The organism is Riemerella anatipestifer (assembly GCF_009670965.2).
GTDB classification, from domain to species: domain Bacteria; phylum Bacteroidota; class Bacteroidia; order Flavobacteriales; family Weeksellaceae; genus Riemerella; species Riemerella anatipestifer_B.
Genome location: NZ_CP073239.1, coordinates 1,232,581 through 1,255,596, shown reverse-complemented (window position 1 = coordinate 1,255,596; position 23,016 = coordinate 1,232,581). Strand labels below are relative to the sequence as shown.

21 protein-coding genes are annotated in these 23,016 nt (G+C 37.5%); 11 read left to right on the top strand and 10 right to left on the bottom strand.

The features are described 5' to 3' along the window. Positions 1–629: 629 nt before the first annotated feature. From D1J36_RS05810 to katG, 3 genes are all read left to right on the top strand, one after another. Positions 630–2,543, top strand: a complete 1,914-nt coding sequence (locus D1J36_RS05810; RefSeq protein WP_154137573.1) for an FISUMP domain-containing protein — start codon at positions 630–632, stop codon at positions 2,541–2,543. Between the two features lie 90 nt (positions 2,544–2,633). Next, positions 2,634–3,194 carry a hypothetical protein gene (locus D1J36_RS05805; RefSeq protein WP_154137572.1) on the top strand — a complete coding sequence of 187 codons (561 nt, stop codon included), beginning with the start codon at positions 2,634–2,636 and terminating at the stop codon, positions 3,192–3,194. Between the two features lie 347 nt (positions 3,195–3,541). Continuing rightward, positions 3,542–5,764, top strand: a complete 2,223-nt coding sequence (katG, locus tag D1J36_RS05800) for a catalase/peroxidase HPI (RefSeq protein ID WP_154137571.1) — start codon at positions 3,542–3,544, stop codon at positions 5,762–5,764. Positions 5,765–6,022: 258 nt separating this feature from the next. Here the strand turns inward: katG and D1J36_RS05795 are convergent, their stop codons facing one another. The 4 genes from D1J36_RS05795 to D1J36_RS05780 all read right to left on the bottom strand — a co-directional run bounded on the left by D1J36_RS05795 (position 6,023) and on the right by D1J36_RS05780 (position 9,158). Continuing rightward, positions 6,023–6,997, bottom strand: coding sequence for a deoxyhypusine synthase family protein (locus D1J36_RS05795; RefSeq protein ID WP_153936931.1), 975 nt, complete (start codon positions 6,995–6,997; stop codon positions 6,023–6,025). 150 nt (positions 6,998–7,147) lie between these two features. Next, positions 7,148–7,813 carry a DUF937 domain-containing protein gene (locus D1J36_RS05790; protein WP_154137570.1) on the bottom strand — a complete coding sequence of 222 codons (666 nt, stop codon included), beginning with the start codon at positions 7,811–7,813 and terminating at the stop codon, positions 7,148–7,150. A gap of 47 nt (positions 7,814–7,860) precedes the next feature. Next, positions 7,861–8,361, bottom strand: coding sequence for a DUF2480 family protein (locus D1J36_RS05785; protein ID WP_154137569.1), 501 nt, complete (start codon positions 8,359–8,361; stop codon positions 7,861–7,863). Positions 8,362–8,390: 29 nt separating this feature from the next. Further along, on the bottom strand, positions 8,391–9,158 hold the full coding sequence (locus D1J36_RS05780; RefSeq protein WP_185147745.1) for a DUF3108 domain-containing protein: 768 nt from the start codon (positions 9,156–9,158) through the stop codon (positions 8,391–8,393). Positions 9,159–9,295: 137 nt separating this feature from the next. Between D1J36_RS05780 and D1J36_RS05775 the strand changes: the two genes are divergently transcribed. Further along, positions 9,296–10,348, top strand: a complete 1,053-nt coding sequence (locus tag D1J36_RS05775; protein ID WP_154137568.1) for an NAD(P)/FAD-dependent oxidoreductase — start codon at positions 9,296–9,298, stop codon at positions 10,346–10,348. 5 nt (positions 10,349–10,353) lie between these two features. Next, on the top strand, positions 10,354–10,683 hold the full coding sequence (locus D1J36_RS05770) for a 2Fe-2S iron-sulfur cluster-binding protein (RefSeq protein WP_079206937.1): 330 nt from the start codon (positions 10,354–10,356) through the stop codon (positions 10,681–10,683). Positions 10,684–10,724: 41 nt separating this feature from the next. Here the strand turns inward: D1J36_RS05770 and D1J36_RS05765 are convergent, their stop codons facing one another. Genes D1J36_RS05765 through D1J36_RS05750 form a run of 4 tightly spaced genes read right to left on the bottom strand, consistent with a single transcriptional unit; the run spans position 10,725 to position 14,500 of the window. Continuing rightward, positions 10,725–11,525 carry an SDR family oxidoreductase gene (locus D1J36_RS05765; RefSeq protein WP_154137567.1) on the bottom strand — a complete coding sequence of 267 codons (801 nt, stop codon included), beginning with the start codon at positions 11,523–11,525 and terminating at the stop codon, positions 10,725–10,727. Between the two features lie 4 nt (positions 11,526–11,529). Further along, positions 11,530–12,762 (bottom strand): 3-phosphoshikimate 1-carboxyvinyltransferase, encoded by a 1,233-nt coding sequence (locus tag D1J36_RS05760; protein ID WP_154137566.1) that lies wholly within the window; start codon positions 12,760–12,762, stop codon positions 11,530–11,532. Between the two features lies 1 nt (position 12,763). Then, positions 12,764–13,096, bottom strand: coding sequence for a nucleotide pyrophosphohydrolase (locus D1J36_RS05755; protein WP_154137565.1), 333 nt, complete (start codon positions 13,094–13,096; stop codon positions 12,764–12,766). Positions 13,097–13,108: 12 nt separating this feature from the next. Further along, a complete protein-coding gene (locus tag D1J36_RS05750; protein ID WP_154137564.1) occupies positions 13,109–14,500 on the bottom strand; it encodes a hypothetical protein in 1,392 nt (463 codons plus the stop codon). Between the two features lie 169 nt (positions 14,501–14,669). Here D1J36_RS05750 and D1J36_RS05745 point away from each other — a divergent pair, with 169 nt between their 5' ends. Then, complete coding sequence (locus D1J36_RS05745; protein WP_004918253.1) at positions 14,670–14,924, top strand: type B 50S ribosomal protein L31; 255 nt, start codon at positions 14,670–14,672, stop codon at positions 14,922–14,924. A gap of 90 nt (positions 14,925–15,014) precedes the next feature. Then, the gene (locus D1J36_RS05740; RefSeq protein ID WP_154137563.1) at positions 15,015–16,175 is read left to right on the top strand and encodes a GlmU family protein; all 1,161 of its coding nucleotides are present in this window, start codon (positions 15,015–15,017) and stop codon (positions 16,173–16,175) included. A gap of 100 nt (positions 16,176–16,275) precedes the next feature. Here D1J36_RS05740 and D1J36_RS05735 read toward each other — a convergent pair whose 3' ends face one another. Further along, complete coding sequence (locus tag D1J36_RS05735) at positions 16,276–17,784, bottom strand: hypothetical protein (protein ID WP_154137562.1); 1,509 nt, start codon at positions 17,782–17,784, stop codon at positions 16,276–16,278. Between the two features lie 170 nt (positions 17,785–17,954). Further along, positions 17,955–18,338 carry an HU family DNA-binding protein gene (locus D1J36_RS05730; protein WP_154137561.1) on the bottom strand — a complete coding sequence of 128 codons (384 nt, stop codon included), beginning with the start codon at positions 18,336–18,338 and terminating at the stop codon, positions 17,955–17,957. A 636-nt stretch (positions 18,339–18,974) separates the two neighbouring features. Between D1J36_RS05730 and recJ the strand changes: the two genes are divergently transcribed. From recJ to pepT, 4 genes are all read left to right on the top strand, one after another. After that, positions 18,975–20,684, top strand: coding sequence for a single-stranded-DNA-specific exonuclease RecJ (recJ, locus tag D1J36_RS05725; protein WP_154137560.1), 1,710 nt, complete (start codon positions 18,975–18,977; stop codon positions 20,682–20,684). A 9-nt stretch (positions 20,685–20,693) separates the two neighbouring features. Beyond that, positions 20,694–21,278 carry a nicotinate (nicotinamide) nucleotide adenylyltransferase gene (gene nadD / locus D1J36_RS05720; RefSeq protein ID WP_154137559.1) on the top strand — a complete coding sequence of 195 codons (585 nt, stop codon included), beginning with the start codon at positions 20,694–20,696 and terminating at the stop codon, positions 21,276–21,278. Between the two features lie 22 nt (positions 21,279–21,300). Beyond that, positions 21,301–21,642 (top strand): DUF3817 domain-containing protein, encoded by a 342-nt coding sequence (locus D1J36_RS05715; RefSeq protein ID WP_014937961.1) that lies wholly within the window; start codon positions 21,301–21,303, stop codon positions 21,640–21,642. A gap of 76 nt (positions 21,643–21,718) precedes the next feature. Then, positions 21,719–22,978, top strand: a complete 1,260-nt coding sequence (gene pepT, locus D1J36_RS05710; protein ID WP_154137558.1) for a peptidase T — start codon at positions 21,719–21,721, stop codon at positions 22,976–22,978. Positions 22,979–23,016 lie beyond the last annotated feature (38 nt).

The following is a 23,016-nucleotide window of genomic DNA, read 5'->3' as shown; positions in this document are numbered from 1 at the left end:
CGTTTCTCTATTTTATCTCGCAAGGATACAAAATAAAATCCTCATCAAAAAAGATTTTTATTCAAAAAAAATCTCAAAAACTTGCACACTTCTACAAAAGGTTATAAGTTTGTTCCAGTTTTATGATACGCAATACCAATAACATACAACTAAGTGTAAAAAAGTTACAAGATTATTTGGCTATCTCAAATAATTTCGTAAACACACACACACACATATAGTTTCGTGGGTATGCGTCGTATTATCTAGAAAATTCTTTAGACTTTTATTGTTGATAAATAGCACTCCCCCAACACAGGTTGGGGGTATTTTGCGTTTAGCATACGCTAAGTTTTGTTTTCATAAATACCTGCTAGAAGCCTCCTTAGTTCATAAGTTTAATTTGTTGTTTTGGTTAGGGGTTTCTAGCGTACAGGAGGGGTATTTTGCCCTTTCTGTCTTAGCCTTCCTCCTCGTTTTTTTTGTGTGTGTTGAGAGGAGGGAGGTATTTTTTTTAAGGCTAGAAGCGAGATATAAGAGTTTAGAACTTAGTATAGCCTCACCAATCCTTAAACCGAACCTCCAACCTCTAATACCCAATATCTAACCTCTAATATCTAATATCTATAACCCTTTAAATATTAAACCTTATGAAAAAGATTTTATTATGTGTGGTGTTTCTGCCTTTAGTGCTGAACGCCCAAGATTACAGCGGCAGAGTGGGCATCAATACCAAAGAGCCACAAGCCACTTTAGATATTTCTAAGAAAGAATTAAATACACTCCCAAGTGGTCATACGCAGGGCGTATTGTTTCCAGAGTTTAGCACTACCGAGCGTTCTACCTTTACCAACCCTAAAAAAGGCACGATGATTTACAATACCGACAAAGAGTGCATTGAGATTTATAGAGGCATTTTGGGAGGTGTCCACCAATGGGCATGTTTGCCCGATGTAGGGAGTAGCAAATCCCAAAGCGTAGCGGTAACCCCTCAAGGGTTTGAGGGCTCTTATGTGGGTGGTGTTCCGCTTACCGCTACCAATAAAGTCAAATTTAAGTTAGAAAACAATTCGTTTAGTAGCGTTAATTCTTCATTTGCCGATGCGGTAAGTATTCAGAATGGCAACGCCGGCATTAGCATTACTGGTTGTAGTTGGACGCTACTGCCTTCGGGTACTGGGGGTAATTGTTTTGGAAGTAATACCGTTAATTTAGCTTCGGGTCAGGCAGCATTATTAACTTACATCATGAGTGGCACGCCCGAAACAGGCACTTTGACGGCTAATTTTAGCAAACTCGGGGCACAAGCTGACCAATATACCCAAGTAGGTCTAGGCTCTGCCACCATTACCTTACCGAAAACTGAGTATGTGGTTTCGCTTACTTATGATGGGACGACCCCAAAAACAGAGGTTCAAGGTAAAATCAACAATACCACAGATAAACTCATTGTAAAAATTCCTTATACCAATGGGAGTGGTTCTTATAATGCCGTAACCTCTCAAACCATAACCACCACATTGGGTGAAGGTAATGATACCAATACCCTAACGCTCACGATTCCTGCAGGGAACTTTGGCGTTAATGGGAATTTAGAGGCGACCATTACCGTTGGTGGAAGCGACCAAGAATATTTAGTAAAAATGTTACCACCAGGGCAAGAGTACATTATTGCCACCATACCTTACACGCTTAACGGACAGCAGTATAGTGTAGTGCTTAAAGGCATTGGCGGTATTCCTGACCGTTGTTTTGGTAAGACCACTTTTGACTGTGTGGGTTATGGTTCAACTACAGAAAAAGAACACCAGTTTATCTATCTTCCTATCCAAGGACCAGATGGAAAAACTTGGCTCAATAACAACCTTGGGGCGGAGTATGCTCGCGTAGGTTCTCAATGGTTTAACCCAACGCGTCAAGCTGGGGCTTTAGATTATACAAAAACCACCACCGCAGAACCACTTTCTAATCCGACTACCGAGCAGATTAAAAAAGACTGGCGGGCGTACGGTTCATTGTTCCAATGGCAGCGTAACCCAGACGGACACGAGCTCATCACTTGGACAGATGCTACAAGTGGTACACCTAAATACTCAGGTTTGGGTTCTACATCCTCATCTTGGACTAACGCAGGGACGAATAAGTTTATTCCTTACCATAGTCTTGATACTTCATGGGTAAATAGTAATTTAGATAGTTCAGGACCATATAACCTTTGGCAGGTGAATGGTTCTAACAACCCTTGTCCTGTGGGTTATCACGTTCCTACTCACGCGGAGCAGGTGGCTTTACATAATGCCATTACAGGACAAAATTTAGGTAATAGTTCCTCTTCTTCGTCGGTGATGTGGAACGAGCAGTTGCTCCGCCTGCCTGCCAGTGGTGTCCGCGATTGGGTTGCTGGCTCGCCCTACTATCAGGGCAGGGACGGCTACTTGTGGAGTAGCGAGCATTACGCTGAAAGCAATGCAAGACGCCTATGGTTCATTAGCTACAATAGCGGCACGACCTACTACGCACTTCGTACAAACGGGTATAGCGTCCGCTGCATTAAAGACAACTAAGTGGTCTTAGCTCAAAAAACAAAAGGGTCTCCCCTTCCTTATATATAAGATAAATAAACTAAAGTATAACCTGTAAAAAACTAAACAATTATGGCAGAAAGCAAAAACAACATTATTACCCACGGGCTTAGTGGCAAGGTGGGAGACCTTATTATCTTTAGCCAAAGAAATGGCAAAACCATAGTGTCTAAAGTGCCTCAAAAAACAGACAGAAACTCAACCAAGCAGCTAGAGCACCAGCAGAAGTTCCAAAAAGCGGTGCTATATGCCAAAAACGCACTACTAGACCCTAGTTTAAAGGAGGCTTACACCACAGAAGCGGCTAAGAAAGACGGCATTACCCCTTATAATATAGCCGTAGCAGACCTCCTAAACGCCCCAAAAATAGAAAAAATAGACCTTTCTAGTTACACGGGCAAAAAAGGAGACCTTATAAAAGTACAAGTGTATGATGACTACAAAGTAGAGCAAGTAAGCGTACACATCTACAATCAAGACGGCAGTTTGGTAGAAGAAGGCACCGCCACACCACAGGGGCTAGACTGGGTATATACTGCCAAAGCCAACAATGAGGAGCTGTCGGGGGACAAAATCATCATCAGAGCCACAGACACCCCAGCCAACCTTGTAGAGCAAGAAACCCTACTATAAAGCAGGGCAAAAACACAAAGCCTACCAGCAAAAAGGCAGACCTTAAAGGTCTGCCTTTTTTTAGTCGGTAATAAAAGCATAACAAATAAACCAGCCCAAAATCTAAAAACAAAACCACCCTCCTAGCTTATAGAGAGCTTATAGCGACCTTATAGCGGTGCACTTAAAAAAGAAAACTTAATATTAAAATAAAGTTAAATCCAAATAAAAGGCTCAATTCTTGCATTACTGTAGAAGTTATAGTTTAATTTATAAAATCTATTATTGTTATAAATTTAATTGTTTTTATAAATTAAATTATTCCGTTACCTTTGCATCAATAACTCATTAAAATAATACAAAAAAATATGGAAAACACAGGAAAATGTCCGTTTCCACATGGACAACAAGAACAACCAAAATCAACAGGAAAATGTCCCGTAGCACACGGAGCAAACACCGAAATGGGAGACTCTGTAATGGAATGGTGGCCAAAAGCACTTAATTTAGACATTCTACATCAGCACGATACTAAAACTAATCCTTTGGGAGAAGATTTCAATTACGCCGAAGAATTTAAAAAATTAGATTTAGAAGCCGTAAAAACCGACCTTAAAAACCTAATGACCGAAAGCCAAGAGTGGTGGCCTGCAGACTGGGGACACTATGGTGGACTTATGATTCGTATGGCGTGGCACGCCGCAGGTACTTACAGAATTGCAGACGGTAGAGGTGGCGGAAACAACGGAAACCAAAGATTTGCCCCGCTTAACTCTTGGCCAGACAATGCCAATCTAGATAAAGCTCGCCGTTTGCTTTGGCCTATCAAAAAGAAATACGGTAACAAACTTTCTTGGGCAGACCTTATGATTTTAGCAGGAAATATGGCTTACGAATCTATGGGCTTAAAGACATTCGGTTTTGCAGGTGGTAGAGAGGACATTTGGCACCCAGAGAAAGACATTTATTGGGGCTCTGAAAAAGAATGGTTAGCAGCTACAGAAAACAGATACGAATCCGATGAAAACCGTGATAGTTTAGAAAATCCATTAGCGGCTGTACAAATGGGCTTAATCTATGTGAACCCTGAGGGGGTAGATGGCAAGCCAGACCCATTAAAAACAGCCAGAGATATGCGTACGACTTTTAAGCGTATGGCAATGAACGATGAGGAAACCGTTGCACTTACAGCAGGAGGACACACCGTAGGAAAAGCCCACGGAAACGGAAACGCGGCTCTTTTAGGTGAAAGTCCAGAAGGGGCTAATATAGACGAACAAGGTTTAGGGTGGAACAATCCTCATTGGGACGGAAAGGCAGCTAGTGTGGTAACCAGTGGTATTGAAGGAGCGTGGACAACGCATCCAACTAAATGGGATAATGGATTCTTTGATTTACTTTTCAAATACGAATGGGAACTTAGAAAAAGTCCAGCTGGAGCGTGGCAATGGGAGCCTATCAATATCGCAGAGGAAGATATGCCTGTAGATGCGTCTAACCCAAGCGTAAAAAGAAACCCAATGATGACCGATGCGGATATGGCACTTAAAATCGACCCTGAATACCGCAAAATTTCAGAAAGATTTCACCAAGACCCTGCTTATTTTTCAGAAGTATTTGCAAGAGCATGGTTCAAATTAACCCACAGAGATTTAGGACCTAAGAGCCGTTATTTAGGAGCAGATGTACCACAGGAAGATTTAATTTGGCAAGACCCAATCCCAACGGTAGATTATACACTTACTGATGCGGAAGTTAAAGAATTAAAAGAAAAAATCCTTCAAATAGGTTTAACTTGCACCGAGCTTATCAACACGGCGTGGGATTCTGCAAGAACTTTCAGAGGTTCAGACTTTAGAGGAGGTGCAAACGGAGCAAGAATCCGCCTTGAACCACAAAGAAACTGGGAAGGCAACGAACCAGAGAGATTAAATAAAGTATTAGATGCTTTAACACAATTCCAATCAACTTTAGCTAAAAAAATCAGTTTAGCAGACCTTATCGTACTAGGGGGAAGTGCTGCTGTAGAACAAGCGGCAAAAGAAGCTGGTGTTGAAGTAGAAGTTCCATTCTATGCAGGAAGAGGAGACGCTACACAAGAGATGACCGATGTGGAATCTTTTGAACCACTAGAACCACTACATGACGGTTTCAGGAACTGGGTGAAAAAAGAATATGCCGTAACTCCAGAAGAAATGCTACTAGACCGAGCTCAACTCATGGGGCTTACCGCACCAGAAATGACAGCTTTAGTAGGTGGTATGCGTGTATTAGGTACTAACCATGGTAGCACAAAACACGGTGTGTTTACCGACAAAGTAGGCGTATTAACCAACGATTTCTTCGTAAATCTTACGGATATGAATTATGCTTGGAAGCCGGCAGGAAGCAATCTTTACAATATTGTTGATAGAAAAACAGGCGTTACCAAATTTACTGCCACTCGTGTAGATTTAGTGTTTGGTTCTAACTCTATTTTGAGGGCTTATGCAGAAGTTTATGCCCAAGATGACAACAAAGAAAAGTTTGTAAAAGACTTCGTAAAAGCTTGGGTAAAAGTAATGAACGCCGACCGCTTTGATTTGAAATAATAAAATTTCTTTAATAAAAATACCCCTTTATTCATGATGAGTAAAGGGGTATTTTTTTGTACAATAACTGGGGCGTACCGGCTCCCCCAAACCCAAAACTAATACCTCGCCGTCGGGCTTTCGGCTATATCTTTCTCTTTTCCCCAACACCAAACTTCAATCCCAAAAAAGAAAAAGGATACCGCCTCTATAAAAATTGGGTTCAATCTATACAGATTAAACCCAACTCTTCCAAAAATTATATATCAACTTTATTTCCTATGAATTTTCTAACACATATTGGAACATTAGAGGTGCACAAATCGTAGCATCACTTTCTACAATAAATTTAGGTGTATCTATATCTAATTTTCCCCAAGTGATTTTCTCATTTGGTACAGCCCCAGAATATGAACCGTAAGAAGTGGTTGAATCTGATATTTGGCAGAAATAAGACCAAAATGGAATATCGTGCATTTCCATATCTTGATAGAGCATTGGTACCACACAGATAGGGAAATCTCCCGCAATACCTCCTCCAATTTGGAAGAAACCAACTCCCTTACCACCGCAGTTTTTAGTGTACCAATCGGCTAGATAAGTCATATACTCTATCCCTGACTTCATTGTAGAAGGTTTTAATTCTCCTTTGATACAGTAGCTAGCAAAGATGTTCCCCATTGTAGAATCTTCCCAACCTGGTACAACGATAGGTAGATTTTTCTCCGCAGCCGCTAACATCCATGAGTTTTCTTTAGGGATTTCATAATACTGCTCAAGCACACCAGATAGTAGCATTTTATACATATACTCGTGAGGGAAATATCTTTCTCCTTTAGCCTCTGCATCTTTCCAAATTTCTACAATGTGTTTTTGAAGTCTTCTAAAAGCCTCCTCTTCTGGAATACAAGTATCCGTTACACGGTTAAGACCTCTCTCTAATAAATCCCACTCTTGCTGAGGCGTTAAATCTCTATAATTAGGCACTCTCTCGTAATGAGAATGAGCTACCAGATTCATCAAATCCTCCTCTAAATTAGCTCCTGTACAAGAAATGATTTGAACTTTATCTTGTCTTATCATTTCTGCTAAAATCTTGCCCATTTCTGCGGTAGACATTGCTCCCGCCAAGGTAATCATCATTTTACCACCATCTTTTAAGTGTGCTACATAACCTTTAGAAGCATCTACTAATGCAGCAGCATTAAAGTGTAAATAGTATTTTTCTATAAATTCAGTAATCGGTTTACTCATAATTTTTTATTTATCGCAAATATAAGGATTTTTAGATTTATACCTATCTAATCTCATTTACTTAAAAGTAAAAAGCCGAAGTATAAACTTCGACTTTTTTATCTTATTACCACAATTATTGATTGGTAAAAATCAAATTATTAGTATTTGTTACTTGCTACCACCAAACAATCCACCTAATAGACCACCTAGTCCTCCACTTTGTTGTTTGTTGTCTCCTCCACCTAAGACACTTCCTAAAATATCGTTAAGCGGATTACCGCCTCCCTGTTGTGATTGTCCACCACCTAGAACACTTCCGAGTAAATCTGTAAGAGGATTACCTCCACCACCTTGTTGTGCTTCCTGAGAACCTTGTCCTAAAATACCTCCTAGCAAATCCGAAAGTCCTCCTCCTGAAGTTACATTATTTTCTCTCTTTTGTTTTCCTATATATCCCATAATAACAGGAGCTAACATCGCCATCAAAGGTCCTATTTTATCCATAGAAATCCCTGTGTTTTGAGAAAGCTGATTCTCTACAGTTGATTTTTTATCTCCAAAAATGTGACTTAGAATGCTATTACCTTCCTCTTGTCTATTTTCTACCTGACTTACATCATCTAATATACTACCATCATGGTCTTTTTCTAAAGCATTATTGAGTGCTTCTGCCTCTTTTTCATCTTTAGATTTATTTCTAAGGTAAGAAATTACTAGTGGCGTTGCTACCACCAATAAAGCCATAATTTGACTTTTGCTAATTCCAAACTTTGATTCTGCTTTTTCTGCTACTTGTGTTCCTGGGTTTCCTGTGATAAGGTCTAATAAACTCATTTTAATTTAAATTTTTATGTTGTTTTGTAACCTATCAAAAACCATTCCTAATTTTTAAATATAGGTACATTACTGCAAGCTTCCCCGAACATCAGAGATTTAACAATTGGCTTTAATTTTTCAACTAACTCAATATAAGCGTTTTCTGGAATGTTTTCGTCTGTACAACCTTTTACTAAAACTCTTTTATCTTTTAGATTAGAAAAATCATAATCATTTAGAGCTTGATGCATAATGAGTAGCTCTAACTCATCTTTATCACCATAAATTACTTTCTTAGCAATTCCAGATAATTGAGATGCAATTAAAAAATAAGCCCACAAAGGGACAATGGCTTCCGCAGAGTTATAGATGTAAACATAAGCATCTTTATATGAATCTAACTCTAGCCCCTTCACTTTTTCTCTGAAATCTTTTTCTTTGAGAACCAACTCTTGGAATAAAAATGGCTTCAAATCTATCCCTAACCTTTTCCCTTTAGGTACTAAAGAAGATAAATCAAAATTAACTAATCCGCTTTCTGCGACTTTATTTTTAATCTCTGACATTGCTTTTATAAATGAATTTAGCCTATCAATTATTTAAAATTGATATTATACTTTACGTTTTTGTAGTCGTCTAGACTTGCTTTTAAAGAACCTACCGCAAGCTCCGCTTTTAGTTCCACGGGGATATGATTAGCATCGTTTGTTACCCACATTGTTACTCCTTCTTGGTCTTTAAATACCCTTCCACTCATTACTGAAGGGATAATTTTAAGACATTCTACCTTGCCAAATTTGGTTCTTTTGGTTTCTACACCCACAATTCTCAACTGGAAAGGGAACATCTCATCATCAATCCATACATTCATTTTTATGCTTGTTCCTACTTTTAATGCAGAATTATCTCTACTCCTTAAATAGTAGAAAGCAGAAAGCATATCTTGTATACCCTTAACAGATTTTAGAGTTTTAGAACCATTAGATGGGGTTTTCTTATCGGTTAAAATAAGGGTTTGGTTGGAATGGTTGAAAACCGTTTCTAAATGCTGTCTGTAACTGCCTTCTTGTACATTTCGCACATAGAAACTGGGTAATGCTGTGCTAATATTGATATAACTTTCATAAAGGTCTTCTACCTTGAAAAAAGCCCTTACAGCTCCCGTGGTTTTACCTGTTCCTTTTACATAATAATGAGGTTCACCTTTATAGGTCGTCTCCTTAATATTAAGTGTAGCATAGCCTGCGTTTAATATTCCATAATGAATTCTATAAGTCAAAGTTTCTCCAGACTTAATATTAGTAATTTGCGACCACAAACTTGCCGAAATTACAAGAGTCATTAAATATAATATCTTTTTCATACTTTTAAAATTTACAAATACTTTGCCAACTCACCCCATAACATTATGGTTTATGTAACTAAAGTTACGATGTAGTTTCAACAAAATTAGTACTTTTGCAAAGATATATAATTTAATTCCAAAGTTTTTTACATATTATGATTACTACAGATTTACTCATTATAGGAGCAGGACCTACAGGGCTTTTTGCCGTTTTTGAAGCAGGATTGTTAAAACTTAAATGCCACATCATAGATGCTCTGCCACAACCTGGTGGACAATTAGCCGAACTTTATCCTAAGAAGCCTATTTTTGATATTCCAGGTTATCCATCTGTAAATGCAGGAGAGTTAGTAGATAACTTAATGGAACAAATTAAACAATTTCAACCAGGGTTTACTCTAGCAGAAACCGCCGTAAGTCTAGAAAAGATAGATGATGAATGGTTTGAAGTAATTACCAATAAAGGAACCGTACACCGTGCTAAAGCAGTAGCAATAGCAGGAGGACTAGGGACTTTTGAACCGAGAAAACCTCTTCTAGAAAACTTAGAGAAATATGAGGAAAATGGTGTGGAGTATTTTGTAAAAGATCCAGAAGTTTTTAGAGATAAAAAAATTGTAATTGCAGGGGGCGGAGATTCTGCTTTGGATTGGAGTATCTTTTTGTCTAATGTAGCTAAAGAGGTTACTTTGGTACACAGACGAAATGAATTTAGAGGAGCCTTAGATTCTGTAGAAAAAGTACAAGAGCTAAAAAACAAAGGTAAGATTAACCTTGTTACACCTGCGGAAGTGGTAGAACTTAAAGGTGCTAACACTTTAGAAAGTATTGTAATAGAACGAGAAGGCGAGAAAACAGAAATAGAAACCGATTATTTTATCCCTCTTTTTGGACTTACACCAAAGCTTGGTCCTATTGCTGATTGGGGACTAGAAATAGAGAAAAACTCTATAAAAGTAAACAATGCTTTGGATTATCAAACCAATAGAGAGGGGATTTATGCTATTGGAGACATCAATACTTATCCTGGTAAACTGAAACTGATTTTATGTGGCTTCCATGAGGCAACTTTAATGTGCCAAAGCGTTTACAACAGGCTTAATCCTGGTAAGAAATATGTACTAAAATACACTACTGTGAGCGGTGTTGATGGATTTGATGGCAGTAGAAAAGAGGCAGAGAAAGCCGTTGTTAAAAAAATAGACTAAAAATTATGGCTGATATTCAACTAAAAATTACTGATAGAGAGGGCGTACAGCACGACATAGTAGCTCCCACGGACATGTCTATGAACCTTATGGAAGTAATAAGAGCTTACGAATTGGCAGAGGAAGGTACTGTAGGCGTGTGTGGCGGAATGGCAATGTGTGCGTCTTGTCAAGTTTATGTTCTTAATGATGTGCCTCTACCTGAAAAAGGCGATGAGGAAGAAGCAATGCTTTCAGAAGCTTTTGATGTTAAGGAAAACTCGCGTCTAGGCTGCCAAATCCATATAACGGAAGAGATAGATGGCTTAGAGGTGGAAATAGCACCTTATTCTTAGAAAAATAAAAAAGAGGCATCATAAATTGCCTCTTTTTTTATTTAATCCATTTGATTATACTTTCTCATCAGTTTTTCGTAGAAGTTTTGTGGCAATAGCCATTTTAGAGGTACGCCTATCTTCTGCCCTAACTTACCAAAATAATAGTGGGCTTTCCATTGTTTTTTAGTTAAAAGAAGTTCTATATATTCAGCTACCTTTATAGGCTCTGTACCGTCGTCCACATGGGCGTTCATTACTTGATAAACTTTATTAAAACTATTTTTATATGGCTCTGATACTTGAGATTGTACTCTGTGATTAGCAATATTAGTCTTGATGTCGCCTAAATGCAAAGAACACACTTTGACACTCCATTCGGAAACTTCGTATCTCATCGCTTCCGTTACTTTATCCAAGGCAGATTTTGAGGCAGAATAAAATCCTCTAAAAGGCAACCCCATCTCGCTCCCTATACTAGAAATATTGATGATAGCCCCTCCCTTTTGCTCCCTCATACTTGGCATTACTGCAGTCATCATCTGAACCGCCCCCACCAAATTAAGATTAAAGAGTTTATGTATATCTTCTTTGGACGCATCTTCTACCGCTCCTACCATACCCATACCCGCATTGTTGATGAGAATATCTATCGCTTTTTCTTTTGATAAGATGTGATTTATAGCTGATTTAACTTGTTCATTTTCGGTAATATCTGTTGCGATGGAAGTAAAATAAGAGCTCTCCACTGTTTTTCTACTCAACCCATAAACGGCATAGCCTTTCTTGCCAAAATATTCTGCCAAACAGAACCCTATCCCAGTAGAAGTCCCTGTAATTACCATAACTTTATGCTTCGCCATATTTTTACTTTTCTCTTGATAATATTTTAAAATCTTCCCAAAAATAAGGATACGATTTTTCTACCACACTTGGGTCTTCTATCTTTATATCTCCTACCAAAGTATACGGTGCAAAACTCATCGCCATACGGTGGTCGTGATAGGTTTTAATACAAGGTATTTCTTCCACTTGGAAAAACCTCACACTTTTGATGGAGTCTTCAGTAATTTCCGTTTCTAAGCCTATCTTTAACAGTTCGTTTTTGAGAGCGACCAGCCTATCCGTTTCCTTCACTTTAAGCGTGGCTAAACCTTTAATTTCAAAAGGAGTCCCCAATGCCACCGCAGTTACACAAACGGTTTGAGCAATATCAGGGCAATCATTCATATTCAAATTGATTTTTTCGGGTTGTTTAAAATCTTTTATAGGTGTTAAAACTAAACGCCCTCCATTTTGAAACTGTGTTTCTACTCCAAAAAAGTCCCTATAAATATCTACTAAAGCCTTATCGCCCTGCATAGAGGCTTCCTTAAAACTTTCTAAAGCCACCTGCTTCTTCCCAATAGCCACCAGTGAATAAAAATAAGACGCCGAACTCCAGTCGCTTTCTACTGTATATTCTTTGTTGTCTATTGCAAGTTCTTTTTTTAATGGTTTAACCTCAATAGTTTGACCTTTAAATTCAGTTTCAATGCCTAAATCGGAAAGCATTTTTAAAGTCATTTCTAAATAAGGACGAGAAGTGATGTGCCCAACTAAAGCTATTTTCAATCCTTTTTCTAGAAAACCAGCTACCAATAACAACGAACTGATAAACTGAGACGAAACCTCTGCCGAAATAGAAACTTCATTCTTATATAGTTTCTTCCCTACAATCTTTAATGGCGGACAGCCTTCCTGTTCAAGATAAGTGATTTCTGCCCCCAAACTCTTTAAAGCCTCCACAAGTGGAGCAATAGGGCGTTGTTTCATCCTGTCCGAACCCGTCAGTATCGTAGTTCTCCCTTCTTGAATAGCAAAGTAAGAGGTTAAAAAACGCATTGCCGTTCCCGCGTGATGAATGTCTATCACCTCATCATTAGAATATAAAGCCTTTTGTAAAAGTTGTGTATCTTGGGCATTAGAAAGGTTGTTAATCTGTAAATCTCCTAATAATCTTTGTAATATCAAAAGTCGGTTAGATTCGCTTTTAGAACCTGATATACTAATGGTTTGGTTGCCCAAAAGCTCCGATTGTTTTAAATAAAGGTGCTCCATGCTATTTTTTCAGCTTTTCATTATTGGCGTGTCTTTCGGCATCTCGTTCGGTTTTTAGTTTCATCTTTTTGTCAAATGCCGACTGTAAATCTACTCCTGTCTGGTTAGCCAAACAAAGCGTTACAAAAAGTACATCTGCCAACTCTTCGCCCAAATCTTTAGTTTTATCTGTTTCTTTTTCGCTTTGTTCTCCGTATCGTCTTGCGATAATCCTCGCCACTTCGCCCACCTCTTCGGATAAGATAGCCATATTCGTTAATTCATTAAAATAACGAACGCCCACTGTCTTTATCCATTCATCTACTTGATTTTGTAATTGTTTAATTTCAGCCATTTTGAAAATTAATTATTGATATGCCCCTATACTTGGGTTGTTGGTTCTTGACACTTGTGTAATATCTTTTGGTGCTTTCTGAGCCGAAGTGAGATTGGCACTGCCTTTTGCAGGTGATTTATCTTGCAGTCTTAAATTCATTTTTGAGGTAAAATAACTCACGAAAAGAGGGTCTTCGTTTTTAATAGAATTAACCACCGATGCATTACCGTCCCAAGTATAACCAGAATCCGAGCCATATTTAACCAATGAATTCTGGAAAGAATAATCAAAAACTTGCCCTATACTAGGCTTTAAAACGATGGCATTATTTGACTTTCCGTAAACAATAGTATTTTTGAGTTGAAGATTTAGTGGTGCATATACTTTTTGACCATTTGCGTCCGTCCATTCGTTGTAAGCCTCTATGCCCAAAGGTGTATAAACGGATTTTAATGAGAAATAATTAGCCAATGTTGCGTGTAGCAAATCGTAAGTTCCGCCTTTAAAGATACCTATATTAGCCGAGCCGCAGTTGTTAATCACTAAGTTTTCTGCATTTACCGTAGCGTTAATCCCTTTAATCCCATAATCTTGGAAAGTATGGATAATGGTATTTTTTAAATTCATTTCGGCATGATTGGCTTCAATTCCTGTATTTCCACCGAATATTTTAGCATAGTTCACATTAGCTCTTGCTCCTTGCTCTAGTACTATACCGTCCCAATTTGCAGGAATGGTATCGTATCTCGCCTCGTTCCTATGCCCTCTCATAATAACTTCCTTTTGGAAAGCACCATTGATGTTCAGCTCGGAATTTTTAGCAATCTTTAATCCCGAGTTTTTATAAAAATAGACTTTAGTCCCTTCTTCTATCGTGAGCGTTTTGCCTTCTGCAAGTTGTAAAGTTCCGTAAATAATTTTAGCCTTAGTAGAGTTCCAAGTTGTGTTTTCTGTAATTATTTTAGGATTATCTTTAGTTGAAACAAAAAACTCTGCATCTTGCACTACGGAAAGTAGTGTTACCTTTTGATTATCATTCTTACCAAACAAAATTTGGTCTTCTACCACCATTTCCGTGGTAGTTGCCACTGGGGCTATTTCTACGAAGATATAAAGGCTGTCTTTTCTACGAAGCACCACATCTGTAAAATCAGTCCCTGCCTTGCCATCTACATTGATACGATATGGAGAAGCACTGCCCTTCTCTAAATGGATTCTAGGTATTTTAATGTCTTTATCCTCATCGTTATAGACCTTTATAGCATAGGTTTCTGAACGAGTGTTATGGTAAACGGTATCTAAAACCAAAGTGTCTTTAGAAAATCTCAACGGTAAAGAAGGTTCTTCAAAAGCAATATCTTGCCTACAAGAAACTAAAAACAAACTCATTAACAGAACAATACCTCCTAGGATTGATTTCATTTCGTTTTATATTTAAACCTTTCAAAGATAGAAATTTTTATTCTAAAAAAGTTTTTGCAGAATTAAAAAAAAACTCTATTTTTGCAGTCTAAAATTTATAGTAAAAAAGCGACGCCATTACACCGCTTAGTTATTAAAATTAAATTAAAAAAGTTAAAAAATCATCACAATGAAAAAAGGAATCCACCCTGAAAACTATAGATTAGTTGTTTTCAAAGATATGAGTAACGATGAAATGTTTCTTTGCAAATCTACTGCAGAAACTAAAGACACTATCGAGTACGAAGGTCAAGAATATCCACTAATCAAAATGGAAATTTCTTCTACTTCTCACCCGTTCTACACTGGTAAAGTAAAATTAGTAGATACTGCTGGTAGAGTAGATAAGTTTATGAACAAATACAAAAAATTCGCTAAAAACTAATTTTTTGTCAAAACATATTTTAAAACCTTCCTAGATTTGATTTAGGAAGGTTTTTTAGTTAAATTAGCCCATCATTAAAATTTTAATCCTATGCAAATTGTATTTTCTGACGCTCAATATTGGGGAAATTTCCTCCCACTTACTTTTACTAGACCCATCGCTGAAATGAGATGCGGCATACTTACTTTTTCTGAAAGATGGCAAAAGCTACTTGACATTCAGCACACCGCTTATATTACAGAAGACTATTTACAAAATAAATTCCCAAAGCCACAGGCTGAAGAGAGTCTTTTTTTAGTTCCTAACTTTATTCCTACAGAAAATGTACTGAACCAAATTAAAGACCTTAAACTTGGTGAGGCTCTCGTTTACGAAGATGAACTAATAGCAGCAAGAGTAAATATGAAAGATTTTTCTCTACAACAAATAGAGAAAATGACGGATATTACAGAACCTCTTACCTTTTTTAAAAGACCGTCTGATTTGTTCGCATTCAACGATAAAGCGATAGATTTTGATTTTGAACTCATCACCAAAGAAAGAACCTCTCAACCTCTTTCTGAAACCAACGGCTTTTTAGGTAACCCCGAGAACCTCTTTATAGAAGAAGGTGCTAGTATAGAATACGCAACCATCAACTGCCAAAAAGGAAAAATATACATCGGAAAGAATGCAGAAGTAATGGAAGGCTGTAATCTAAGAGGTTCTATTGCTTTATGTAATAATGCTATTTTCAATCTCGGTGCTAAAATCTACGGTGCTACTACTGTTGGTCCTTATTGTAAAATAGGTGGCGAGGTAAACAACATTATTTTCTTTGGGTACTCTAATAAAGGGCACGATGGTTTCCTAGGCAACTCTGTGGTGGGAGAATGGTGTAATTTTGGAGCGGATACCAATTCCTCTAACTTAAAAAACAACTACGCTACTGTAAAGCTGTGGAACTACCAGTCTAAGAAATTTGAAGATAGCGGACTGCAATTCTGTGGACTGATTATGGGCGACCACTCAAAAACGGCTATCAATACCCAGCTTAACACTGGGACTATTGTGGGCGTGGCGGCTAATATTTTTAAAAGTGGATTCCCACCTAACTTAGTAGAAAACTTTAGCTGGGGCGGACAAAGAGGAGATGAAAAATTTAATCTAAAAAAAGCCTATGAAGTTGCCGAGAAAGTAATGCAAAGACGAAATGTAACCTTCTCTGAAGACGACCAAAATATCCTTAAATGGATTTACGAAAATTACTAGGCAAACTATTTAATATCTCTTTTATATAAAATGAAAATCACTTGAAGATACATTCCTCAAGTGATTTTTTGATTAAAATAAATACTTCTAGAGTTAAAACTTATTTAGCCAATAGGTCTTTTACTAAAGATTTAAGCTCTGTAATCTCTGCTTTGAGTGCTTTTACTTCTTTGTCCTTTTCTAATAGGTGTAAGTAAAGCTCTTCTATTTTCTCTACATTGGTAAGCTGAGTTGCCATAAGGTCTATATAACCTTGCTTTTTAATTTCCGCGGCGGACTTGTACCCTGGCAAATGCCCATTAGTCTTTACAAAATCTTCTACTTGGCTTAGGGTTTTAAAGTTATAATCTGCTTTGATGCTAGAGTTACCTGTGTAATACTTTTGGAATACATAGTCTGGGAAGATAGCGGCATTAGCACCTATAAAACCTGTGGCTTTTACATTCCCATCTACCTCTAGTTTTTCGGTTGGAGATTGTGTACCAATACCAACATTACCTTTATCAGTAATTCTCATTCTTTCTAGAGGAGTGGCTGCATCTTGCACTAGGTTCTGTGATATTGGCAAAGTATAAAACGCTAATTGACTAGATAAATTGCTAACCGAACCTGATGATACATACGGTGTTACATTTCCATTTAAAGCTTTTATTGATACTGTAGTTTGATATAAATCTCCTATTCTTGCACCTAAATCAATGGAGCTAACTTTTTCATTAGGAGAAAACTCACTGCCAACTTTATATATTCCCATATCTCCTCTATCTGTTACGGTTAAAAACCCTTTATCTACTATTGGGGTATTAGCATAGCCCAATTTACCTATTTTTAAACTATTATTTTTAAAGTCTAATATGAAGCTTTTTTCTAAAAGTGATTTTTCATCAGTATTGGTTGTGGTGTTTGTTCCCTCTAATTCAAATATACCCGTTTTACTTCTGAAAATCATTGCACCTGTGTAAAGAGGGTTATTATCCCTTGATACTGTTTTAAATGCATCGTTTTTCCAGATTCTATTAAAGTTAAATCTAACAGAACCTGTTGAATTAGTGTAAAACATTTGTTCTATACTTGGGAATTCATACGATTGCCAACCTGTAGAGTGAATATCTCTAGAAACTAAAGAACCATCATCTGTTATAAGTAAGTTTTTATCGTCAGGTCTTAGAGTTGTTCCGTCCGATAAATTTTTAATTTTTACAGCATTATTTGCTATATCATTTACCCAAATATTATTACTGTTTCCTGTTGCACTCTTCACCCATTCTGTACCATTATAATAGTAATAACCTTTTTCTGTGATTTTGGCCACTTTAGTATCATTGCCTGTATAATTACTTATAGCTCCATTCGTCTTAGTAGCATCATCTATTACATAGACTAAAGTTCCTTCTATAGGTGTTTCAATACTCGCCACACGAGTTTTACTCAACTTAGGAGCTAAAATCCCTTCATTGGTTGTTCCAGCTAAGTTAGTGGAGGTAGGTTGTACCTCTAATGTAGCTGCAGGTTTACCAGTGTTAATACCTACCTTACCACTTTGCCCATAAGCCACCAAGCCTAAACCTAAAAAGGCGAGTACACTTAATTTTGTAGCTGTTGTTTTCATAATATTTAATTTTAAAAATTGTTAATGATTTATTTTTCTTATAACCGTTTTTTACTTGATTTCCTTTGGGCTTAAAACCGCAGGCGTCTCGTTTAAATTTGCACGCCTGTGATTACCCAACCGCACGCCTGCGGATTTTTTTTTCACGCGTGCGGTTTTACCTCCCTCTGCTAGAGCTTTTCGTAGCTTAGCGTTGCCAGCATCTTTTTCAGGTCAGAACCTGGGGTAAAGACCACCTTGGCATTTTTAATAGCTGCTGAGGTTACTTCCTCTTCCTTAGCCTTACCTTCGCTACTGATGCTCACTCTCATACTACCGAGTTCTCCTAAGCGGATAATTTGTCCTTCGGCTAGAGAAGACTGCATTACATCTACCAAAGCGTAAAGCACCGCTCTGATGTCCGCTCCGCTTACCGTTGAGATTTTCTCAATGTCTCGGGTAAGTCCTGCTAAAGTTTTTTCGCTGACTACATTGGCAGAAGCGTAGTATTTTTTCTCACCTCCACCGGCAACTCCTGGTTGCCCTTTCTGAATGACTTTGTACTTAATTGGCATAAAGATTTAGTTTTTAGATGTTAGATATTAGATGTTAGTTGTTAAATGGTTGGTGGCTATTAGAGGTTGGAGATTAGTCTTAAGGGCTGATGAGGCTATACTAAGTTCTAATCTCTCATATCTAACCTCTAACCTTAAAAAACGCCTTCCCCCTCTAAACACACACAAAACGAGAGGAAAGGCTGAAGCAGAAAGAAAGCAAAAACTCCCTTTCTGAACACTAAAAGCACCCAACAAGAACGACCATGTTTTAAGACAAAACAATGGTGCTTTTAGTAAATATTGATGAAAGCTAAAATTAGAATAAGATAAACGCCAAAAGCCCCCAACAAAAGTTAGTGGAATAATATTTTGTTTTAACGATAAAAGTCTAAGTAATTTTCTAAATAATCGGACACATACCCACGAAACTACTTGTGTGTGTGTGTGTGTGTGTGTTTACACAATTATTTGGAACTACCAAATTTTTGTGTAGGTTTTTTGCATTTTCTTGTATGTAATTGATACGGTGTAGCATAAATGTGAAGCAAACTTAGGAAGTTTTCCTATAATACACAAACTTTTAGAAAGTTTTATTAGCAAGACTGCCATCATCCTAATTTTATATTTATCCTTTTTTCGTTACTTTTGTGGTCTATGAATCAAAAATGGATTTACAAACCAGAACCTAGCGAGGAAGTAGTAGATGCCCTTATTTCATCTATAGGCTATGGCACATTAGAGTCTAAAATACTCGTCCTCCGCGAGATAGATAATTATCAGAAAGCAAGAGAATTCTTTAAACCCAACCTTGAAGATATACACAACCCATTCTTAATGGCAGATATGCAAAACGCCGTAGAACGCATTGCTACCGCTATAGAAAACGGAGAAAAAATATTAGTCTACGGAGATTATGATGTAGATGGCACCACTGCCGTAGCGCTAATGTACCTATACCTTAGTAAAATTGTAGAGAAGAAATATCTAGATTTCTACATTCCTGACCGAAATACAGAAGGCTATGGTATTTCCAAAGAAGGGATAGATTTCGCCAAAGAAAACGGCTTTTCGCTAATTATTGCTTTAGATTGTGGCATAAAAGCTATTGATAAAATAGACTACGCTAAAGAGTTAGGAATAGACTTTATTATATGCGACCACCACTTACCAGGAGAAAGTATTCCTAAAGCAGTGGCGGTGCTAGACCCTAAAAGAACCGATTGCCGTTATCCTTTCAAGGAACTTTCGGGTTGTGGTGTAGGGTTTAAACTATGCCAAGGGCTCAACAATATTTATAAAATACCTGATGAAGAGCTGTATGAGCTTACGGACTTATTAGCCATTTCTATCGCAGCGGATATTGTCTCTATGACGGGCGAAAACCGTGTACTCGCAAAGTTAGGACTTAAAACCTTGAGAAAAACCAGAAATTTAGGTATAAGGCTTTTAATCCCAAAAGAAAAACTAGCGACTTTTGATATTTCTAATATCGTCTTTGAAATTGCTCCAAAAATAAATGCCGCGGGAAGAATTTCACACGGTAAAGCGGCTGTGGAACTCATGGTTTCAGATAACTTAAAGCACGCCACACAGATTGTAGAAAACATACTAAACCTCAACGACCACAGGAGAGAAATGGATATGAGTTCTACCACCGCTGCACTCCAGCAAGTAATAGACACCCAACAAACTCAAAACGCCACTACCGTAGTTTATGGCTCCGATTGGAATAAAGGTGTTATAGGAATTGTAGCTTCTAGGCTTACCGAAACTTATTATAAACCTACCGTTGTATTTACCGATGGTAATAATGGGGAGATTGTAGCTTCGGCAAGGTCGATATCAGATTTTGATGTTCATGCCGCTTTGGAAGAGTGTTCGGATTTATTTCTAAAATTCGGAGGACACCCTGCTGCTGCTGGGCTTTCTATGGAAAAAGAAAAATTTGAACTCTTTAAAGAAAAGTTTGAAAAAACGGTTGCAAAGAATATCAAAGAACATCAAAAAGAGCCTAGCATCACTATTGATACCGTGGTAGATATAGACGACTTAAATAAGGATTTCTATAACTTCCACAGAAAACTAGCTCCGTTTGGTCCTCATAATATGAAGCCTATTTTAGTCCTTAAAAACCTTAATATCAGTGGGCATGTAAAACAAATGGGTAAGGATAACAGCCACATTAAGTTTTACATTCAAAACCCTAACAACAAGCGAAATATAGAATGCGTAGGATTTAAACTAGGTCATTTTGCTGAAGAGTTCCGTAATAAAACCTTTGATTTAGCCTTTACCGTAGAAGAAAACCACTGGAAAGGAAATGTAACTTATTACCTCAACATCAAAGGCGTTAAATTCTCTTAATATCAACCCATGAAGAAAGTAAGCCTATTTTTCGGTTCATTTAACCCCATACATATTGGGCATCTTATCTTAGCTAACTACATTTTGGAACACTCCGATATGGACGAGCTTTGGTTTGTAGTAAGCCCTCAAAATCCGTTTAAGGAAAAAAAATCTTTACTAGCAGACCACAACCGCTTGGAAATGGTAGAGCTAGCCATTAAAAACTACCCTAAAATGAGAGCCTCTAATATAGAGTTTTCGCTCCCACAACCTAGCTATACCATAGATACCCTAACCTATCTTCATGAGAAATATCCTGACCATAGTTTCAGTCTTATCATGGGTGAAGACAACCTAGCGTCTCTACACAAATGGAAAAACACCGATAAGTTGGTAGAGCAGCACCAAATTATAGTTTACCCTAGAATTTTTGAACACACTGAGGAAGAATATCCTTACAAAAATCACCCTAACATTCACCAAATCAATGCTCCTATTATAGAGCTTTCTTCTACGGAAATTAGAAATATGATTAAGAATGGAAAAAATACCCGACCTATGCTCCCCATTGAAGTATTTGAGTATTTAGACGGAAGCCATTTTTATAAATAAACTTTAAAGCTCACACAGAATTATGAATATAATTGATAAATTTTTCAGCAAATACCCTGAAGATAAACTCATAAAATGGTTTAAACAAATCTGCGTTGCAGAAGCCATTTCTTGCTTCTTACTCTACGGCATCGCTATGATTTGGAAGCGCTACGATACCGAAGGTCTTCTTCCTACGATATTCATCATTATTGCAGGTAATATACACGGTTTATTTTTTACTTTATACTTGTTGTTATGTCTTCCTGCAAGGAGAATTTTTAAATGGGACGATGAGGATTTCGTATTTGCTCTATTGGCGGCATTCTTTCCGTTCGCAACAATATGGGTAGAAAGAAAACTCGCAAAAATGGATAGAGAGTAATTAAATTGAGGTTATATCAATATTAAAACACGCCACATTATTTTAAAAAACTAAATTTGTAAAAAATATATACACAATGATAAACATAGATTTTACCCAAGAATGGAAAGATAAACTACTCGCAAGATTTTTAACCTATGTTAAAATATACTCTACTAGCGACCCTGAAAGTGAAACTACACCATCTACACCTCAACAGTGGGATATGGCAAATCTACTCTTCAACGAACTTAAAGAACTAGGGTTAGAAGATGTTTCCATTGATGAACACGGCTATGTATTTGGCTTTATCCCTTCTAATTTAGACAATAAAGAAGTCCCTCAAATAGGATTTATTGCACACTATGATTCCACACCAGACTTTAATGGTAAAGGCGTTAATCCTCAAATATGGAAAAACTACGACGGCGGAGATTTAGTACTAAACCAAGAAACAGGCTTTACCCTTTCTTCTTCTAAATTTGAGAGCCTTAAAGATTATATTGGTCAAACCCTCATCACTACAGACGGTACTACCCTACTTTCTGCGGACGACAAGGCTGGTATCGCAGAAATCGTAACGGCAGCCGAGTACCTTATAGCTCACCCTGAAATTAAGCACGGTAGAATATCCGTAGGCTTTAACCCTGATGAAGAGATTGGACGAGGAGCCCACAAATTCAATGTAGAAAAATTTGGTGCAGAATGGGCATATACAATGGATGGCGGTGAAGTAGGCGAACTAGAATATGAAAACTTTAATGCTGCTGGTGCTGTTGTTAAAATACACGGTCTAAGTGTTCACCCAGGATATTCTTATGGTAAAATGGTAAATGCAGGACTTTTAGCTGCAGATTTCATAAACCGTCTTCCTTCTAACGAAACGCCTTCTACCACTAGAGGTTTTGAAGGTTTTTATCACTTACTAGAAGTAAATGCTGATGTTTCTGAAGCTAAGCTACAATACATCATTAGAGACCACGATGCGGAAAAATTTGAAGCTAGAAAGGCATTTATGCTAGAAAAGATTAAAGAATTTAATGCTCAATATGGAGAAGGTGTGGCAGAAATAGAAATTAAAGAGCAATACCGCAACATGAAGCAACAGTTTGAAGGAAAAATGCATATCATAGATTTTGCGGAAGAAGCAATGAAAATAGCTAATATAGAGCCAAAAATAAAAGCGATAAGAGGTGGCACAGACGGTGCTCAGCTGTCTTATATGGGATTACCATGTCCTAATATTTTTGCGGGAGGACTCAACTTCCACGGACCTTACGAGTATGTTCCTTTAGAAAGCATGGAGAAAGCCACTAAAGTGATACTAAACATTGCTCAACTAGTAGCCGAAAAATAATCTTTAATCAAAGCCCAATTACATCTCTCCTTTCTTTT

What these genes read in the sequence shown, in the direction of transcription:
- recJ (WP_154137560.1), top strand. Translation starts at nt 18,975, where the DNA reads ATGAATCAAAAATGGATTTACAAACCAGAACCTAGCGAGGAAGTAGTA.
- D1J36_RS05795 (WP_153936931.1), bottom strand. Translation starts at nt 6,997, where the DNA reads ATGAGTAAACCGATTACTGAATTTATAGAAAAATACTATTTACACTTT.
- D1J36_RS05805 (WP_154137572.1), top strand. Translation starts at nt 2,634, where the DNA reads ATGGCAGAAAGCAAAAACAACATTATTACCCACGGGCTTAGTGGCAAG.
- D1J36_RS05730 (WP_154137561.1), bottom strand. Translation starts at nt 18,338, where the DNA reads ATGCCAATTAAGTACAAAGTCATTCAGAAAGGGCAACCAGGAGTTGCC.
- D1J36_RS05750 (WP_154137564.1), bottom strand. Translation starts at nt 14,500, where the DNA reads ATGAAATCAATCCTAGGAGGTATTGTTCTGTTAATGAGTTTGTTTTTA.
- D1J36_RS05810 (WP_154137573.1), top strand. Translation starts at nt 630, where the DNA reads ATGAAAAAGATTTTATTATGTGTGGTGTTTCTGCCTTTAGTGCTGAAC.
- D1J36_RS05790 (WP_154137570.1), bottom strand. Translation starts at nt 7,813, where the DNA reads ATGAGTTTATTAGACCTTATCACAGGAAACCCAGGAACACAAGTAGCA.
- katG (WP_154137571.1), top strand. Translation starts at nt 3,542, where the DNA reads ATGGAAAACACAGGAAAATGTCCGTTTCCACATGGACAACAAGAACAA.
- pepT (WP_154137558.1), top strand. Translation starts at nt 21,719, where the DNA reads ATGATAAACATAGATTTTACCCAAGAATGGAAAGATAAACTACTCGCA.
- D1J36_RS05735 (WP_154137562.1), bottom strand. Translation starts at nt 17,784, where the DNA reads ATGAAAACAACAGCTACAAAATTAAGTGTACTCGCCTTTTTAGGTTTA.
- D1J36_RS05755 (WP_154137565.1), bottom strand. Translation starts at nt 13,096, where the DNA reads ATGGCTGAAATTAAACAATTACAAAATCAAGTAGATGAATGGATAAAG.
- D1J36_RS05775 (WP_154137568.1), top strand. Translation starts at nt 9,296, where the DNA reads ATGATTACTACAGATTTACTCATTATAGGAGCAGGACCTACAGGGCTT.
- nadD (WP_154137559.1), top strand. Translation starts at nt 20,694, where the DNA reads ATGAAGAAAGTAAGCCTATTTTTCGGTTCATTTAACCCCATACATATT.
- D1J36_RS05760 (WP_154137566.1), bottom strand. Translation starts at nt 12,762, where the DNA reads ATGGAGCACCTTTATTTAAAACAATCGGAGCTTTTGGGCAACCAAACC.
- D1J36_RS05770 (WP_079206937.1), top strand. Translation starts at nt 10,354, where the DNA reads ATGGCTGATATTCAACTAAAAATTACTGATAGAGAGGGCGTACAGCAC.
- D1J36_RS05765 (WP_154137567.1), bottom strand. Translation starts at nt 11,525, where the DNA reads ATGGCGAAGCATAAAGTTATGGTAATTACAGGGACTTCTACTGGGATA.
- D1J36_RS05745 (WP_004918253.1), top strand. Translation starts at nt 14,670, where the DNA reads ATGAAAAAAGGAATCCACCCTGAAAACTATAGATTAGTTGTTTTCAAA.
- D1J36_RS05740 (WP_154137563.1), top strand. Translation starts at nt 15,015, where the DNA reads ATGCAAATTGTATTTTCTGACGCTCAATATTGGGGAAATTTCCTCCCA.
- D1J36_RS05780 (WP_185147745.1), bottom strand. Translation starts at nt 9,158, where the DNA reads ATGAAAAAGATATTATATTTAATGACTCTTGTAATTTCGGCAAGTTTG.
- D1J36_RS05715 (WP_014937961.1), top strand. Translation starts at nt 21,301, where the DNA reads ATGAATATAATTGATAAATTTTTCAGCAAATACCCTGAAGATAAACTC.
- D1J36_RS05785 (WP_154137569.1), bottom strand. Translation starts at nt 8,361, where the DNA reads ATGTCAGAGATTAAAAATAAAGTCGCAGAAAGCGGATTAGTTAATTTT.